This is a genomic window from Streptomyces huiliensis (genome assembly GCF_020037025.1).
In the GTDB taxonomy this organism is placed as follows: Bacteria; Actinomycetota; Actinomycetes; order Streptomycetales; family Streptomycetaceae; genus Streptomyces; species Streptomyces huiliensis.
Window position 1 is genome coordinate 22759 of sequence record NZ_JAIQLH010000073.1, and the last position, 15939, is coordinate 38697.

13 protein-coding genes are annotated in these 15939 nt (G+C 67.6%); 5 read left to right on the plus strand and 8 right to left on the minus strand.

Annotated elements, in window-relative coordinates; genetic code table 11:
- Positions 1-8: 8 nt before the first annotated feature.
- The 5 genes from JNW98_RS14960 to JNW98_RS14980 all read left to right on the plus strand — a co-directional run bounded on the left by JNW98_RS14960 (position 9) and on the right by JNW98_RS14980 (position 2607).
- A complete protein-coding gene (locus JNW98_RS14960; protein ID WP_223768704.1) occupies positions 9-329 on the plus strand; it encodes a hypothetical protein in 321 nt (106 codons plus the stop codon).
- An 82-nt stretch (positions 330-411) separates the two neighbouring features.
- Positions 412-1272, plus strand: a complete 861-nt coding sequence (locus JNW98_RS14965) for a peptidoglycan-binding protein (protein WP_223768705.1) — start codon at positions 412-414, stop codon at positions 1270-1272.
- Positions 1273-1283: 11 nt separating this feature from the next.
- A complete protein-coding gene (locus tag JNW98_RS14970) occupies positions 1284-2132 on the plus strand; it encodes a GH25 family lysozyme (RefSeq protein ID WP_223768706.1) in 849 nt (282 codons plus the stop codon).
- Positions 2129-2353, plus strand: a complete 225-nt coding sequence (locus JNW98_RS14975) for a hypothetical protein (protein ID WP_223768707.1) — start codon at positions 2129-2131, stop codon at positions 2351-2353. Before JNW98_RS14970 ends, JNW98_RS14975 begins: the two co-directional genes overlap by 4 nt.
- Positions 2350-2607: a hypothetical protein gene (locus JNW98_RS14980; RefSeq protein WP_223768708.1), complete on the plus strand. Its 258-nt coding sequence runs from the start codon at positions 2350-2352 to the stop codon at positions 2605-2607. Before JNW98_RS14975 ends, JNW98_RS14980 begins: the two co-directional genes overlap by 4 nt.
- Before the next feature lie 309 nt (positions 2608-2916).
- On the opposite strand, the gene JNW98_RS14985 is transcribed toward JNW98_RS14980, so the two are convergent.
- The 8 genes from JNW98_RS14985 to rplK all read right to left on the minus strand — a co-directional run bounded on the left by JNW98_RS14985 (position 2917) and on the right by rplK (position 15883).
- Positions 2917-6816, minus strand: a complete 3900-nt coding sequence (locus tag JNW98_RS14985; RefSeq protein ID WP_223768709.1) for a DNA-directed RNA polymerase subunit beta' — start codon at positions 6814-6816, stop codon at positions 2917-2919.
- A 124-nt stretch (positions 6817-6940) separates the two neighbouring features.
- Complete coding sequence (rpoB, locus tag JNW98_RS14990) at positions 6941-10423, minus strand: DNA-directed RNA polymerase subunit beta (protein WP_223768710.1); 3483 nt, start codon at positions 10421-10423, stop codon at positions 6941-6943.
- 698 nt (positions 10424-11121) lie between these two features.
- Positions 11122-11508 (minus strand): 50S ribosomal protein L7/L12, encoded by a 387-nt coding sequence (gene rplL, locus JNW98_RS14995; RefSeq protein ID WP_223768711.1) that lies wholly within the window; start codon positions 11506-11508, stop codon positions 11122-11124.
- 107 nt (positions 11509-11615) lie between these two features.
- Complete coding sequence (rplJ, locus tag JNW98_RS15000; protein ID WP_223768712.1) at positions 11616-12146, minus strand: 50S ribosomal protein L10; 531 nt, start codon at positions 12144-12146, stop codon at positions 11616-11618.
- Between the two features lie 304 nt (positions 12147-12450).
- The gene (locus JNW98_RS15005) at positions 12451-13341 is read right to left on the minus strand and encodes an SCO4651 family lipoprotein (protein WP_223768713.1); all 891 of its coding nucleotides are present in this window, start codon (positions 13339-13341) and stop codon (positions 12451-12453) included.
- Between the two features lie 157 nt (positions 13342-13498).
- Positions 13499-14455 (minus strand): SCO4651 family lipoprotein, encoded by a 957-nt coding sequence (locus JNW98_RS15010; protein WP_223768714.1) that lies wholly within the window; start codon positions 14453-14455, stop codon positions 13499-13501.
- A 196-nt stretch (positions 14456-14651) separates the two neighbouring features.
- A complete protein-coding gene (gene rplA / locus JNW98_RS15015) occupies positions 14652-15368 on the minus strand; it encodes a 50S ribosomal protein L1 (RefSeq protein ID WP_223768715.1) in 717 nt (238 codons plus the stop codon).
- Between the two features lie 80 nt (positions 15369-15448).
- A complete protein-coding gene (gene rplK, locus JNW98_RS15020) occupies positions 15449-15883 on the minus strand; it encodes a 50S ribosomal protein L11 (RefSeq protein WP_004941595.1) in 435 nt (144 codons plus the stop codon).
- Between the last annotated feature and the right edge of the window lie 56 nt (positions 15884-15939).

A 15939-nucleotide genomic window follows, 5' to 3' on the forward strand; every position in this document is an offset into this window, starting at 1 on the left:
GACTTCCCATGACCACTCGCTCCATATTCATCGGCGCCATCAAGTCCATCGAGACCGTGACACGGAGCTTTACCTTCACTCACGTTGACAGCCCGCGGAAGTACGAGGTCGCCGTTCCCGAGGGCGGGCTGATCCTCAGCGGCTGGGCCCAGCTGGGAGCCACCAACCCGGACGGAAAGGTCCAGCCGAAAAGCCCGATGACTTCGGGTCTCTCCGCCTCGGGTAACGGATGGCTGTGCGAAGTCCCCAATCTTTGGCACCCCGATTTCATCGGTTTCGACTGGACCGCCGAAGTCACCCTCACCGTCACCTACGCCGTCCCCGCCTGACCCGCCTTTCCTCCCAACGGCCGCGCCCCGCACCGCACTCAGCGGTGCGGGGCGCGGCCGTCCCCTGAAGGAGCCCCACCCCATGGCAACCCCCCTCACCGCAGACCACCTCCTCGCCGCCCTCCGCGCCGAGGGCGTCACCGTCGTCGAGGTCGGCGACTGGCGCACCCACAACCGCGACCACAAAGGCGCCTGGGGCCCGGTCAACGGCATCGTCATCCACCACACCGCGTCCAGCGGCACCCGCGACTCCGTCGACCTCTGCTACGACGGCTACGACGAGTTGCCCGGCCCGCTCTGCCACGGCGTGATCGACAAGGAGGGCACCGTCCACCTCGTCGGCAACGGCCGCACCAACCACGCCGGCCTCGGCGACGGCGACGTGCTGACCGCCGTCGTCGGCGAGACCGCGCTGCCCCGCCCGACGGCGATGGACACCGACGGCAACGCCCGCTTCTACGGCTTCGAGTGCGTCAACGAGGGCGACGGCCGGGACCCCTGGCCGGCCGCCCAGCTGGACGCCATCGAGCGGGCCGCGGCCGCGATCTGCCGGGCGCACGGCTGGACCGCCGCCTCGGTCATCGGCCACAAGGAGTGGACGAACCAGAAGATCGACCCGCTCGGCTTCACCATGGACGCCCTCCGCGCCCGCATCGCGCGACGGCTCGCCGCCGCGGCCCGCGTGACCGCTCCCACCGCCCCCTTCCCCGGCCAGGACTTCTTCCGCGCCGGCACGGACTCGCCCCTCGTCACCGCCATGGGCCGCCGTCTCGTCGAGGAAGGCTGCTCGGCCTACGCCGAGGGCCCCGGCCCCCGCTGGACCGACGCCGACCGCGAGTCGTACCGCCGCTGGCAGCGCAAGCTCGGCTTCACCGGGGCCGACGCCGACGGCTGGCCCGGCACGACGTCCTGGGACGCCCTCAAGGTCCCGCGCTCCTCCTGAAAGGCAACCCCATGAGCAGCATCAAGGGCATCGACATCTCGGCCTACCAGCCGTCCGCCTACTCCACCTCCGGCCTCGACTTCGTCCTGATCAAGGCGACCGAGGGCCGCTCCTACGTCAACCCGCGCATGTGCGAGCAGGCCGCCCGAGCCCGCCGCGCCGGGCTCGTCGTCGGCTTCTACCACTTCCTCCGCCCGGGCAACCTGGACGAGCAGGCCGCGTACTTCGTCGAGCGCTGCGACTCCGTCGAGGGCGACATCCTCGCCGTCGACTGGGAGACGACGGACGGCGGCGTCGCGACCTGCGCCGAGAAGGACGCGTTCCTCCGCAAGGTGAAGGCGCTGCGCCCCGGCCACCGCGTGATCCTCTACTGCAACCGGGACTTCTGGCTGAACCGCGACACCAGCGGGTACGCCGGGGACGGGCTGTGGATCGCCGCGTACGGCACCGGCGCCGGCTCCCCCGGTATACGGGCGGACTGGCTGATCCACCAGTTCACCGACGACCCGGTGGACACGAACGTGGCCCGGTTCGCGTCGCGGGACGCGATGCGGGCGTGGGCGGCGGGGGACGGCACGACGCCTCCTCCCCCCGCCGACAAGCAGCCGCCGGCCTACGAGCCGTTCCCCGGCGCGGACTTCTTCCACAACGGCCCGAACTCCCCCCTCGTCACCGCCATGGGCCGCCGCCTCGTCGACGAGGGCTGCTCGGCCTACGCGGAAGGCCCCGGCCCGCGCTGGTCGGAGGCCGACCGGCGCTCGTACGCCCGCTGGCAGCGCAAGCTCGGCTACTCCGGCGACGACGCGGACGGCTGGCCGGGGCGGGCGAGCTGGGACGCGCTGAAGGTGCCGCGCGTATGACCGACTCCACGAAGCGCACCCTGCGTACCGTCCTCCAGACCACCGTGGCCTTCGCCGTCGCCCTCCCCGCGATCGTCGACGCCTCCGGGGTCCCCTCCACCCTCCCCTGGGTCGCCGGCGCGCTCGCCGTGGCCGGCGGCCTCGCCCGCGTCATGGCCCTGCCCGCCGTCCAGGCCCTCCTCCCCCGCTGGCTCAGCACGGACGACCGGGACCCGTCATGAACCCGCCCACCCCCCACACCGACGTCGCCCTGGAGCTCGAACGCCTCCGCGGCACGATGGAGGCCGGCTTCGCCCGCGTCGACGGGGCTCTCGCGCTCGTCGTCCAGCGCAACGACCAGACGGACCGGCTGCTCGCCGATCACGAGGCGCGGCTTGACGCGTTGGAACGCGGGCGGTGGCCGTTGGCGAGTGTGACCGTGCTGGTCGCACTCGCGGGCGTAGCGGTAGCGGTGGTGGAGGTGCTGGCGCGGTGAGGGTGCCCCGGTCCCACCCCTTCGCCGATTCCCGGGGGCAAGCCCCCGGCCCCCCGAAACCGCGCTCCGCGCGGTTGTCCTCAATCGCCGGACGGGCTGAAGTGCGCGCCCGGGGGCGCACTATCCAGCCCGTCCGGCGATTGAGGACGAGCGGCGAAGCCGCGACAAGCGGGCTCTGGGGCGCAGCCCCAGGAAATGGCGAAGTGGGGGTGCCCCCTCTGGGGGAGGGACCGGGGCACCCCAAACGCCGCGAGGCGGCCACCCCGACACCGGGGTGACCGCCTCGCCAAACCGCGAACCGCAAACGACCTACTGGTTGTACGGCCCGTAGTCGTAGTCCTCCAGCGGAACCGCCTGACCCGACCCCGTCCCGAAGGGCGAGTAGTCGATGTCGTCGTACCCGACGGCCGAGTACATGGCGGCCTTCGCCTCCTCGGTCGGCTCGACCCGGATGTTCCGGTAACGGGACAGACCCGTACCGGCCGGGATGAGCTTACCGATGATCACGTTCTCCTTGAGGCCGATGAGCGAGTCGGACTTGGCGTTGATCGCCGCGTCCGTCAGCACTCGGGTCGTCTCCTGGAAGGAGGCGGCCGACAGCCAGGACTCCGTGGCCAGCGAGGCCTTGGTGATACCCATCAGCTGCGGACGGCCGGAGGCCGGGTGGCCGCCTTCCTGGACCACACGACGGTTCTCGGCCTCGAAGCGCGAGCGCTCCACGAGCTCGCCCGGCAGCAGCTCCGCGTCGCCGGACTCGATGATCGTCACGCGGCGCAGCATCTGCCGGATGATGATCTCGATGTGCTTGTCGTGGATCGACACGCCCTGCGAGTTGTAGACCTTCTGGACTTCGCCGACCAGGTGGACCTGGACCGCGCGCTGACCGAGGATCCGGAGCACGTCGTGCGGGTTGGTGGCACCCACAGTGAGCTTCTGGCCCACCTCGACGTGGTCGCCCTCGCCCACCAGCAGACGGGCACGCTTCGAGATCGGGTACGCCGTCTCGTCGCTGCCGTCGTCCGGGGTGACGACGATCTTCTTGGTCTTCTCGGTCTCCTCGATCCGCACGCGGCCGGCGGCCTCGGAGATCGGGGCGACACCCTTCGGGGTACGGGCCTCGAAGAGCTCGACGACACGGGGCAGACCCTGGGTGATGTCGTCACCGGCCACACCACCGGTGTGGAAGGTACGCATCGTCAGCTGGGTACCGGGCTCACCGATCGACTGGGCGGCGATGATGCCCGCCGCCTCGCCGATGTCCACCAGCTTGCCGGTCGCCAGCGAGCGGCCGTAGCAGTAGGCACAGGTGCCGACCGCGGACTCACAGGTGAGGACCGAGCGGGTCTTGACCGTCTCGACGCCGTGGGCGACGAGCTGGTCGATGAGCACGTCGCCGAGGTCGACATTGGCCGGCGCGATGACCTTGCCGTCGATGACGACGTCCTCGGCCAGCATGCGGGCGTACACCGAGGTCTCGACGTCGTCCGCCTTGCGCAGCACGCCGTTGGCGTCCTTGGAGGCGATCGTCAGCTTGAGGCCGCGGTCGGTGCCACAGTCCTCCTCGCGGATGATCACGTCCTGCGAGACGTCCACGAGACGACGGGTCAGGTAACCCGAGTCGGCGGTACGGAGGGCGGTGTCCGCGAGACCCTTACGGGCACCGTGGGTGGAGATGAAGTACTCCAGCACGGACAGACCCTCGCGGAACGAGGCCTTAATCGGACGCGGGATGGTCTCGTTCTTCGCGTTCGACACCAGACCACGCATACCGGCGATCTGCCGCATCTGCATCATGTTTCCTCGGGCACCCGAGTCAACCATCATGAAGATGGGGTTCGTCTTGGGGAAGTTCGCGTTCATCGCCTCGGCGACCTCGTTGGTCGCCTTGGTCCAGATCGCGATGAGCTCCTGCGTGCGCTCGTCCTTGGTGATCAGACCGCGCTCGTACTGCTTCTGGACCTTCTCGTCCTGGGCCTCGTAGCCCGCGACGATCTCCTTCTTCGCCTCAGGCACGACGACGTCGGAGATGGCCACGGTGACGCCGGAACGGGTCGCCCAGTGGAAGCCGGCCGCCTTCAGGTTGTCGAGCGTCGCCGCCACGATGACCTTGGGGTAGCGCTCGGCCAGGTCGTTGACGATCTCGGAGAGCTGCTTCTTGCCCACCGAGTAGTCGACGAACGGGTAGTCCTCGGGCAGCAGCTCGTTGAAGAGCGCGCGGCCCAGGGTGGTGCGCAGACGGAACGAGTCCCCCTGCTGCCACTCCGGCTCGCCCTCCTCCGCCACCGGCGGGGTCCAGCCACGCGGCGGGACGGTGCCGATCGGGAAGCGGATGTCGACCTTCGCCTGGAGCGAGAGCTCCCGGGCGTCGAACGCCATGATCGCCTCGGCGACGGACGCGAAGGACCGGCCCTCGCCGATGACCTTGCGCTCCTCCTCGTCGGTGGTGAGGAAGAACAGACCGAGCACCATGTCCTGCGTCGGCATGGTGACCGGACGGCCGTCGGCCGGCTTGAGGATGTTGTTCGAGGACAGCATCAGGATGCGGGCCTCGGCCTGCGCCTCCGCGGAGAGCGGCAGGTGGACGGCCATCTGGTCACCGTCGAAGTCCGCGTTGAACGCGGTGCAGACGAGCGGGTGGATCTGGATGGCCTTGCCCTCGACCAGCTGCGGCTCGAAGGCCTGGATGCCGAGGCGGTGCAGGGTGGGCGCACGGTTCAGCAGAACCGGGTGCTCCGCGATGACCTCTTCGAGGACGTCGTACACGACCGTGCGGCCGCGCTCGACCATGCGCTTCGCGCTCTTGATGTTCTGCGCGTGGTTCAGGTCGACCAGGCGCTTCATCACGAACGGCTTGAAGAGCTCCAGCGCCATGGCCTTGGGCAGACCACACTGGTGCAGCTTCAGCTGCGGGCCGACGACGATGACGGAACGCGCCGAGTAGTCGACTCGCTTGCCGAGCAGGTTCTGACGGAAGCGACCCTGCTTGCCCTTGAGCATGTCGGACAGCGACTTCAGCGGACGGTTGCCGGGGCCCGTGACCGGGCGACCACGACGGCCGTTGTCGAAGAGCGCGTCGACGGCCTCCTGAAGCATGCGCTTCTCGTTGTTCACGATGATCTCGGGGGCACCGAGGTCAAGGAGTCGCTTGAGGCGGTTGTTGCGGTTGATGACGCGGCGGTACAGGTCGTTCAGGTCGGAGGTCGCGAAGCGGCCACCGTCCAGCTGCACCATCGGACGCAGGTCCGGCGGGATCACCGGGATGCAGTCCAGCACCATGCCGCTGGGGCTGTTGCGGGTCTGCAGGAAGGCGGAGACGACCTTGAGGCGCTTGAGCGCACGGGTCTTCTTCTGGCCCTTGCCGGTACGGATGATCTCGCGGAGGCGCTCGGCCTCCTCGTCGAGGTCGAAGGACTCCAGGCGCTTCTGCAGCGCGGCGGCGCCCATCGCACCCATGAAGTAGGTGCCGAAGCGGTCGCGCAGCTCGCGGTAGAGCAGCTCGTCGCCCTCGAGGTCCTGGACCTTGAGGTTCTTGAAGCGGTTCCAGACCTCGTCGAGACGGTCGATCTCGCGCTGCGCGCGGTCGCGCAGCTGCTTCATCTCACGCTCGGCACCCTCGCGCACCTTGCGGCGCACGTCGGCCTTGGCACCCTCGGCCTCGAGCTCGGCCAGGTCGGACTCGAGCTTCTTGGCGCGGGCCTCCAGGTCGGCGTCGCGGCGCTGCTCGATCTGCTGGCGCTCGACGGAGACGTGGGCCTCCAGCGAGGGCAGGTCGCGCGTCCGGCGCTCCTCGTCCACCCACGTGATCATGTAGGCGGCGAAGTAGATGACCTTCTCGAGGTCCTTCGGGGCGAGGTCGAGCAGGTAGCCCAGCCGCGACGGCACGCCCTTGAAGTACCAGATGTGGGTGACGGGGGCGGCGAGCTCGATGTGGCCCATCCGCTCACGGCGCACCTTGGCACGAGTGACCTCGACGCCACAGCGCTCACAGATGATGCCCTTGAAGCGGACACGCTTGTACTTGCCGCAGTAGCACTCCCAGTCCCGGGTGGGGCCGAAGATCTTCTCGCAGAAGAGCCCGTCCTTTTCCGGCTTCAGGGTGCGGTAGTTGATGGTCTCCGGCTTCTTGACCTCGCCGTGGGACCAGGTTCGGATGTCGTCCGCGGTCGCCAGGCCGATCCGCAGCTCGTCGAAGAAGTTGACGTCGAGCACTTTGTCGTCAATCCCTCTTTCAGGGTTCGTGCCCTCTCGCGCTAGCGAGGTGTGGGCTCTACATCAGTGGTCTGGGGGTCCGGGGACGACCGGGGGATCCGTGTGGATCCCCCGGTCAGACCCGTCAGACCTCTTCGACGCTGCTCGGCTCGCGCCGGGACAGGTCGATACCGAGCTCCTCCGCCGCGCGGAAGACGTCCTCGTCGGTGTCCCGCATCTCGATGGACATACCGTCCGAGGACAGCACCTCCACGTTGAGGCAGAGGGACTGCATCTCCTTGATGAGCACCTTGAAGGACTCGGGGATGCCGGGCTCGGGGATGTTCTCGCCCTTGACGATCGCCTCGTAGACCTTCACTCGGCCGGTGACGTCGTCGGACTTGATGGTCAGCAGCTCCTGGAGGGCGTACGCGGCGCCGTATGCCTCCAGCGCCCACACCTCCATCTCACCGAAGCGCTGGCCACCGAACTGAGCCTTACCACCCAGCGGCTGCTGGGTGATCATGGAGTACGGACCGGTCGAACGGGCGTGCAGCTTGTCGTCGACCAGGTGGTGGAGCTTGAGGATGTACATGTACCCGACCGAGATCGGGTCCGGGAACGGCTCGCCGGAGCGGCCGTCGAACAGCCGGGCCTTACCGGACGGGAGCACCATGCGCTCGCCGTCGCGGTTGGGCACGGTGTGCTCGAACAGGCCGGCCAGCTCGTCCTCGCGGGCACCGTCGAAGACCGGGGTCGCGACGTTGGTACCCGGGGCGACCTCGTCGGCGCCGATGGCCTTGAGGCGCTCCATCCACTCCTCGCTGCCCTCGACGTTCCAGCCCTGGCTGGCGAGCCAGCCGAGGTGGATTTCAAGGACCTGTCCCGGGTTCATTCGGGACGGGACACCCAGCGGGTTGAGGATGATGTCGACCGGGGTGCCGTCCTCGAGGAACGGCATGTCCTCGACCGGCAGGATCTTGGAGATGACGCCCTTGTTGCCGTGACGGCCGGCGAGCTTGTCACCGTCGGTGATCTTGCGCTTCTGGGCGACGTAGACGCGGACCAGCTGGTTCACGCCCGGAGGAAGCTCGTCGCCCTCCTCGCGGTCGAAGACGCGGACGCCGATGACCTTGCCGATCTCGCCGTGCGGGACCTTCAGCGAGGTGTCACGGACCTCGCGCGCCTTCTCACCGAAGATCGCGCGGAGCAGGCGCTCCTCGGGAGTCAGCTCGGTCTCACCCTTGGGCGTGACCTTGCCGACGAGGATGTCGCCGCCGATGACCTCGGCGCCGATCCGGATGATGCCGCGCTCGTCGAGGTCGGAGAGGACCTCCTCGGAGACGTTCGGGATGTCCCGGGTGATCTCCTCCGGGCCGAGCTTGGTGTCACGGGCGTCGACCTCGTGCTCCTCGATGTGGATCGAGGAGAGGACGTCGTCCTGCACGAGGCGCTGCGACAGGATGATCGCGTCCTCGTAGTTGTGACCCTCCCACGGCATGAACGCCACGAGCAGGTTCTTGCCGAGCGCCATCTCACCGTTCTCGGTGGACGGGCCGTCGGCGAGCACCTGGCCGGCGACGACGCGGGCGCCCTCGTCGACAACGACCTTCTGGTTGAAGGACGTGCCCTGGTTCGAGCGGGAGAACTTGGCGACCCGGTACGTGTTGTACGTGCCGTCGTCGTTGGCGACCGTGACGTAGTCCGCGGAGATCTCCTGGACCACACCGTCCTTCTCGGCCTTGATGACGTCACCGGCGTCGACCGCGCAGCGGTACTCCATGCCGGTGCCGACCAGCGGGGACTCCGCCTTGATCAGCGGAACGGCCTGGCGCATCATGTTCGATCCCATGAGCGCGCGGTTGGCGTCGTCGTGCTCGAGGAACGGGATCATCGCGGTGGCGACCGACACCATCTGGCGCGGGGAGACGTCCATGTAGTCGACGTCGTCACCGGCGATGTAGTCGATCTCGCCGCCACGGCGGCGGACCAGCACGCGGGCCTCGGCGTAGCGCATGTCCTCGGTGAGGGGCGCGTTCGCCTGGGCGATCACGAAGCGGTCTTCCTCGTCGGCCGTCAGGTAGTCGACCTCGTCGGTGACGACACCGTTGACGACCTTGCGGTACGGGGTCTCGACGAAACCGAACGCGTTGACGCGGCCGTAGGACGCGAGCGAGCCGATCAGACCGATGTTCGGGCCTTCGGGCGTCTCGATCGGGCACATGCGGCCGTAGTGCGACGGGTGGACGTCTCGGACCTCGAAGCCGGCCCGCTCACGGGAGAGACCGCCCGGACCCAGCGCCGACAGACGGCGCTTGTGGGTCAGACCCGACAGCGGGTTGGTCTGGTCCATGAACTGGGACAGCTGGCTGGTGCCGAAGAACTCCTTGATGGAGGCGACGACCGGCCGGATGTTGATCAGGGTCTGCGGCGTGATCGCCTCGACGTCCTGGGTGGTCATCCGCTCGCGGACGACGCGCTCCATACGAGCCAGGCCGGTACGGACCTGGTTCTGGATGAGCTCGCCGACGTTGCGCAGACGACGGTTGCCGAAGTGGTCGATGTCGTCGGTCTCGACGACGATCGAGGTGCCGTTCTCGCCGAGCGTCTCCTGCTCGCCGGCGTGCAGCTTCACCAGGTACTTGATCGTCGCGATGACGTCGTCGACGGTGAGCACACCGGCGTCGAGCGGGGCGTCGGCGCCCAGCTTCTTGTTGACCTTGTAGCGGCCGACCTTCGCGAGGTCGTAGCGCTTCGGGTTGAAGTAGAGGTTCTCGAGCAGCGTCTGCGCGGCCTCACGCGTGGGCGGCTCGCCCGGACGCAGCTTGCGGTAGATGTCGAGCAGCGCGTCGTCCTGGCCCTGGGTGTGGTCCTTCTCCAGGGTGGCGCGCATGGACTCGTACTCGCCGAACTCCTCGAGGATCTGCTCGGTCGTCCAGCCGAGAGCCTTGAGCAGCACGGTGACGGACTGCTTGCGCTTGCGGTCGATGCGGACACCGACCATGTCGCGCTTGTCGACCTCCATCTCCAGCCAGGCACCCCGGGACGGGATGATCTTGGCGGTGAAGATGTCCTTGTCGGACGTCTTGTCGATGGAGGAGTCGAAGTAGACACCGGGGGAACGGACCAGCTGCGAGACGACGACACGCTCGGTGCCGTTGATGCAGAAGGTGCCCTTGGGCGTCATGAGCGGGAAGTCGCCCATGAAGACCGTCTGGGACTTGATCTCACCGGTCTCGTTGTTGGTGAACTCGGCGGTGACGAAGAGCGGGGCCGCGTACGTGAAGTCGCGCTCCTTGCACTCGTCGATCGAGTTCTTCGGAGGCTCGAAACGGTGGTCACGGAACGTCAGCGACATCGACCCGGAGAAGTCCTCGATCGGGGAGATCTCCTCGAAGATCTCCTCCAGACCGGACTTGGTGGGGACGTCCTGACCAGACTCCAGCGCAGCCTCGACGCGAGCCTTCCAGGCGGCGTTGCCGAGCAGCCAGTCGAAGCTCTCGGTCTGCAGCGCAAGGAGGTTCGGAACCTCGAGAGGCTCCTTGATCTTCGCAAATGAGATGCGCAGCGGGGCAGTGCTGGCGCCGTTGTTCGTATTGGCGGTCGAGGCGTTGCGCGAGGCGGCCAAGAGGGGGTCCTTCCGAGGGCTCGGACTCACTACGCGCGTACCGGTCCCACCCCGTGCTTCGACAGAGAATCCCAGGTCAGAGGGCTTCTATCGAGGATGCTCGGCAGTGGGCATGCCCCTGGTGACGGGCAGGGAGCAGCTAACAGGCAGCGCAAAGGGTCAGTGTAGCCACTTGGCCCACTGATGTCCAGAGCGGATGTCCCGAGACCGGTGCGATACCAATCTCTCCCTCCGGGATCCTGTTGTCCTCGCCTGCCAGAGCCTGCCCGACGCGCCCGGTGAACCGGGGGCTACGCCCGCCGGCCGCGCCCGGAAGCGCAGGACGATACTTCCCTCTCCGCCGGCGTTCCATGCCTCGGACGACGCCTCGAATGGAACTTCGGTCCGAACCGGCCCCCAGCCGGCGCCGGACCGGTGGAGCCCGGAAAGTCGCCGCGTCCCGAGAATTGCGCGCGGCGTCCCGTTCGTCAAGGCCCTCCGGCTCCCGAACGGCCCTGAACAGCGACGGCCGGACCACTGCCGCGGGGCGACCCGGGCCACTGCTGCGGGGCAACAAAGATCACCATACTCGCCTCCGGGACGCGCTGTCGCAGCCGTCCCGGGTACGCCGAAGGGCGACCACCCGCATGGGTGATCGCCCTTGGCGTCGAGAGGTACGTCAGACGTACGTCAGAGCGGGGTCAGGAGACCCCGTGAGGTCACTTGACCTCGACGGAGGCGCCGGCGCCCTTGAGGGCCTCGGCGGCCTTCTCCGCGGCGTCCTTGGCGACCTTCTCGAGGACGGGCTTCGGGGTGCCGTCGACGAGGTCCTTGGCCTCCTTCAGGCCGAGCGAGGTCAGCTCACGGACGACCTTGATGACCTGGATCTTCTTGTCACCGGCGGCGGTGAGGATGACGTCGAACTCGTCCTTCTCCTCGACGGCCTCGGCGGCGGCGCCACCAGCGGCACCGGCGACCATGACCGGCGCGGCGGCGGCGGCGGTGACGTCGAACTTCTCCTCGAACGCGGCAACGAAGCCGGCGAGCTCGATGAGGGTCATCTCCTCGAACTGCGCGAGCAGCTCGTCCTGGGACAGCTTCGCCATGATGGCGGTCCTTCCACTAAATCGGCAGGTGCCGGGATGTACATGTCGGCGGGCGTACGGCCCGCTGCGACCGGTGCCGGGTGGCACCGGTCAATGCGCGAGCCGAATTACTCGGCACCGCCCTGCTCGGCGAGCTTGGCGCGCAGCGCGTCCGCGGTGCGGACGAGCTTCGTCGGCAGCGCCTGGAAGAGCGAGGCAGCCTGCGACTGCTTGCCCTTCATGGCACCGGCCAGCTTGCTGAGCAGAACCTCGCGGGACTCGAGGTCCGCAAGCTTCTTGATCTCATCGGCGGACAGCGCCTTGCCGTCAAGGACACCGCCCTTGATGATGAGATTCGGGTTGTCCTTGGCGAAGTCACGCAGACCCTTCGCCGACGCCACCGGGTCACCGGTGATGAAGGCGACGGCCGTCGGGCCAGCGAAGAGCTGGTCCTCCAGCGTGATCCCGGCCTCACCAGCCGCGATCTTGGTCAGCGTGTTCTTCACCACGGCGTACTGCGCGTTCTCACCGAGCGATCGACGCAGCGTCTTGAGCTGCGCCACGGTGAGACCGCGGTACTCGGTCAGCACGGCGGCGTTGGAGCTGCGGAACTTGTCCGTCAGCTCGGCAACCGCGGCGGACTTGTCGGGCCTCGCCATGAGCCTCGGCCTCCTTCCGGGTGAATAGGACCGCATAGACGCGAGAAGGGACCTGGGCAAAACGAAACGCCCCGGCGCGGGCGCTCGGGGCGTGACTCGACCATATGAACACGGGGTCCACATGGGAGTTCAACCACAGTCACCTGCGCAGGTCGCCCGCAGCTAGCGGATCCTTCGGCCACCACACCTCCGGATGGAGGCGCAGCAACGACCAGCGGTCTTTGGCTTCTGCATGAGAGTACGTGACCGGGCCGCCGTCAAGCAAATCGCGCCATCGGGCGGCCCGCGGTCCGGCTCCGGGGGATCAGGCCCCGTCCTTCTTGGCCTCCGCCATCGGGTCCATGACCTCACCGGCCGGCGGCGCCTTGATCTCGACCGGCTTGTTGTAGTCGAGGAACTTGATGGTCAGGTCCATCGGGCCCTTCTGGGTGGCGGACCGCATGCGGAACTGCTTGGTGTGGTCCTGCCCGTCGATCCACATGTCCATCGCGAACTTGTCGACGCCCAGCTTCTCGAAGCCCTTGAGCTTGGCCTCCCGGCGCTCCTTGGTCTTCGGGTCCTTCTCCTTGGCCAGGGCCTCACGCATCTGGGCCAGGGTGACGGTGCCCTTGTAGTGGGTCGTCTTCACCCCGTCGACGGTCTCGTCGCCGACCTTCTCCAGGTCCTTCGCCGCGTTCATGGAGGCGGAGTCCTCCATGGGGTTCTGCTCGGCCTGACCACTCACGCTGAAGGGGTTGTCCGCCCCGCCGGGAGCCTTTCCATGCCCCACGTTGGGCATCTTGATCCAGCTCTTGCCACCGCCCGTCTTCTGCCCCTTGGCGCTGAGATAGACAGCGCCGTCGACGAGGCGGATCTCCATTTCCCCGCCCTCGTCCGGGGTCGTGCCCTTCGCCTTCATGTTCATCTGCATGGCCAGGGGCTTCGTGCTCATCGCGGCCTTGGCCTCGACGTGCCCGTTCTCGGGCATGTCGCCGCTCATGACGTACCGCAGCGACGTGATCGTCTCGTTCTTCTTCGAGGCCCGTTCCACGGCCGCCGCGAAGGAGGCGTCCACCGGCTTCTGCGCGGACTTTCCGGCCGCCTTGGAGCTGTCCTTCTTGTCAGCGTCCGAGGAATCCGAGGAGCAGGCGGCCGTACCGCACAGCAGGGCGCCGGCGAGCAGGGCTCCGGCGGCCTTCCGGTGCATGTTCTTCATGATCTTTTTCCCCAGTGGGCATGGCGTTTTCTTTCGCAAAACTTTGCGAACTGCTGTGACAATACCCTCCGGTAGCCCAAAGGCGACACATGATTACGGCCCCCGTTCCCGGGCGGGGAACGGGGGCCGTATCGACCCTGGGAAGAATCACCCGGAATTACGCACCGGCGCCCGAACCGGCGGCGGAACCGTCCTTCAGACCCTTCATCATCTCCATGAGGTCGAGGGTCTCACCGGCGGGCGGCGCCTGGACGTCGGCCTTGGCGCCGTAGTCCTTGTACGTCCCGGTCATCTTGATCTTTCCCTGCGCGCTGTCCATGCCCATGACCATCTTGACCGGCAGGTCCTCGTTGTTGAGCCAGAACTCCATGTCGTAGTTCTTGATGCCGGCCTTCTTGACGCTCTCCAGCATCTGCTCGCGGTCCTTGGGGTCCATGAGCTTGGTGGACTGGTTGCCCTTCATCAGCTCGTCGACGGTCAGCGTGCCCTTGTAGTGCTGGGCGTCGACGCCGTCGACCTTCTCCGCGCCGAGGTGCTTGAGGTTGGGCGAGTCGAGCAGGACGGCCATCTGCTTGGCCGGGTCCTGGTTCATGTCGTTCATGTTCCCCGTCATCTGCTTCTGCAGGGCGGGGTTGCCGGACTCCTTGGCGGCCGCGGCAATGTCGATCTTCATCCACTTCTTGCCGCGCATTTCGGCGGGCGCGGATTCCATGGCCTTGGCCGGCATCTGCATGTACATCACGTTGTCGACCATGAGCATGCGGGTGGCACCGGGGCCGTCCTTGCCGGCCAGGGCCGCGCCGCTGACCGTCATGTCCACGACGGTGGGGTTCCAGCCCTGGACGCCGTCCATCACCATCGGCCCGGAAGGCGCGCCCGGCGTCGATCCGGCCGGCATTTCCATGGTCATGTGGACCTTGGCCGACTTCGCCGCGCTGGTCTTCTTGAACGCCGCCTGAAGGGCCTGCACGGGGCTCCGGCCGTCGCTCTTCGACTGGCTCTGCGAGGAGCTCTTGTCGTCCTTCTTGTCGTCGGAGTCACACGCGACGGCGCCGACGAGAATGGCCGCGGCGGAAAGCGAGATACCGACGCGACGGATCGTGGACTTGGACATATCCCCCACCTTTTTTGGAGACCTCTTGCACGTTCGTTCGGACGACGATAACGCAGCGGTCCGACAAGAGGACAACAAGGCAAGGGGCGGGCAAGGGAACGAGGCCGGGAAAAAGAGGCCGGCCCCCGCACCCTGGAACGGATGCGGGGGCCGGCCCCGGAAACACACGCGGTCACACGCGGTGCGAGAACGTCTCTCAGACGGTCTCGTCCTCGGCGAGGAGGTTGCGGGTGCGGTTCGGGTCCAGCGGGATGCCGGGGCCCATGGTGGTGCTCAGGGTCGCCTTCTTGACGTAGCGGCCCTTGGCGGCGGACGGCTTGAGGCGGAGGATCTCCTCGAGCGCGGCGCTGTAGTTCTCGATCAGCGACTTCTCGTCGAACGACGTCTTGCCGATGATGAAGTGCAGGTTCGCGTGCTTGTCGACACGGAACTCGATCTTGCCGCCCTTGATCTCGGTCACGGCCTTGGCCGTGTCCGGGGTGACCGTGCCGGTCTTCGGGTTCGGCATCAGACCACGGGGACCGAGCACGCGGCCGAGGCGGCCGACCTTGCCCATGAGGTCCGGGGTGGCGACGACGGCGTCGAAGTCCAGACGGCCCTTGGCGACCTCGTCGATGAGCTCGTCGGCACCGACGATGTCGGCGCCCGCGGCACGCGCGGCCTCGGCACGGTCGCCGGTCGCGAAGACCAGGACCCGGGCGGTCTTACCGGTGCCGTGCGGAAGGTTCACGGTGCCACGGACCATCTGGTCCGCCTTGCGCGGGTCGACGCCCAGACGCAGGGCGACCTCGACGGTGCTGTCGAACTTGGTGCCGGAGGTGTCCTTCGCCAGACGGACGGCCTCGAGCGGAGCGTACAGGCGCTCCCGGTCGATCTTCGCGTCCGCGTTGCGAAGAGTCTTGCTGCGCTTCACTGATACTCCTCAGTGGTGAATGGAGTCGTGGTGCGGGCCAGCGCTGGCCCTTCCACGTGGTGCCTGAAGGGGCGGGACGATCAGCCCTCGACCGTGATGCCCATGGAACGGGCGGTGCCGGCGATGATCTTCTCGGCGGCGTCCAGGTCGTTGGCGTTCAGGTCGGGCATCTTGGTGGTGGCGATGTCACGGACCTGGTCACGCGTGATCTTGGCGACCTTGGTCTTGTGCGGCTCGCCGGAGCCCTTGTCCACGCCCGCGGCCTTGAGGATCAGCTTCGCGGCCGGCGGAGTCTTGGTGACGAAGGTGAAGGAACGGTCCTCGTAGACCGTGATCTCCACCGGCACGACCATGCCACGCTGCGACTCGGTCGCGGCGTTGTAGGCCTTGCAGAACTCCATGATGTTGACGCCGTGCTGACCCAGCGCGGGGCCGACCGGCGGAGCCGGGTTGGCGGCACCGGCCTGGATCTGGAGCTTGATAAGCCCCGTGACCTTCTTCTTCTTGGGAGGCATTGCTCTCTCCGGGTCCTAGTGAGAGTTTTCTGCCCACGACACACTGCGCGCAGGCA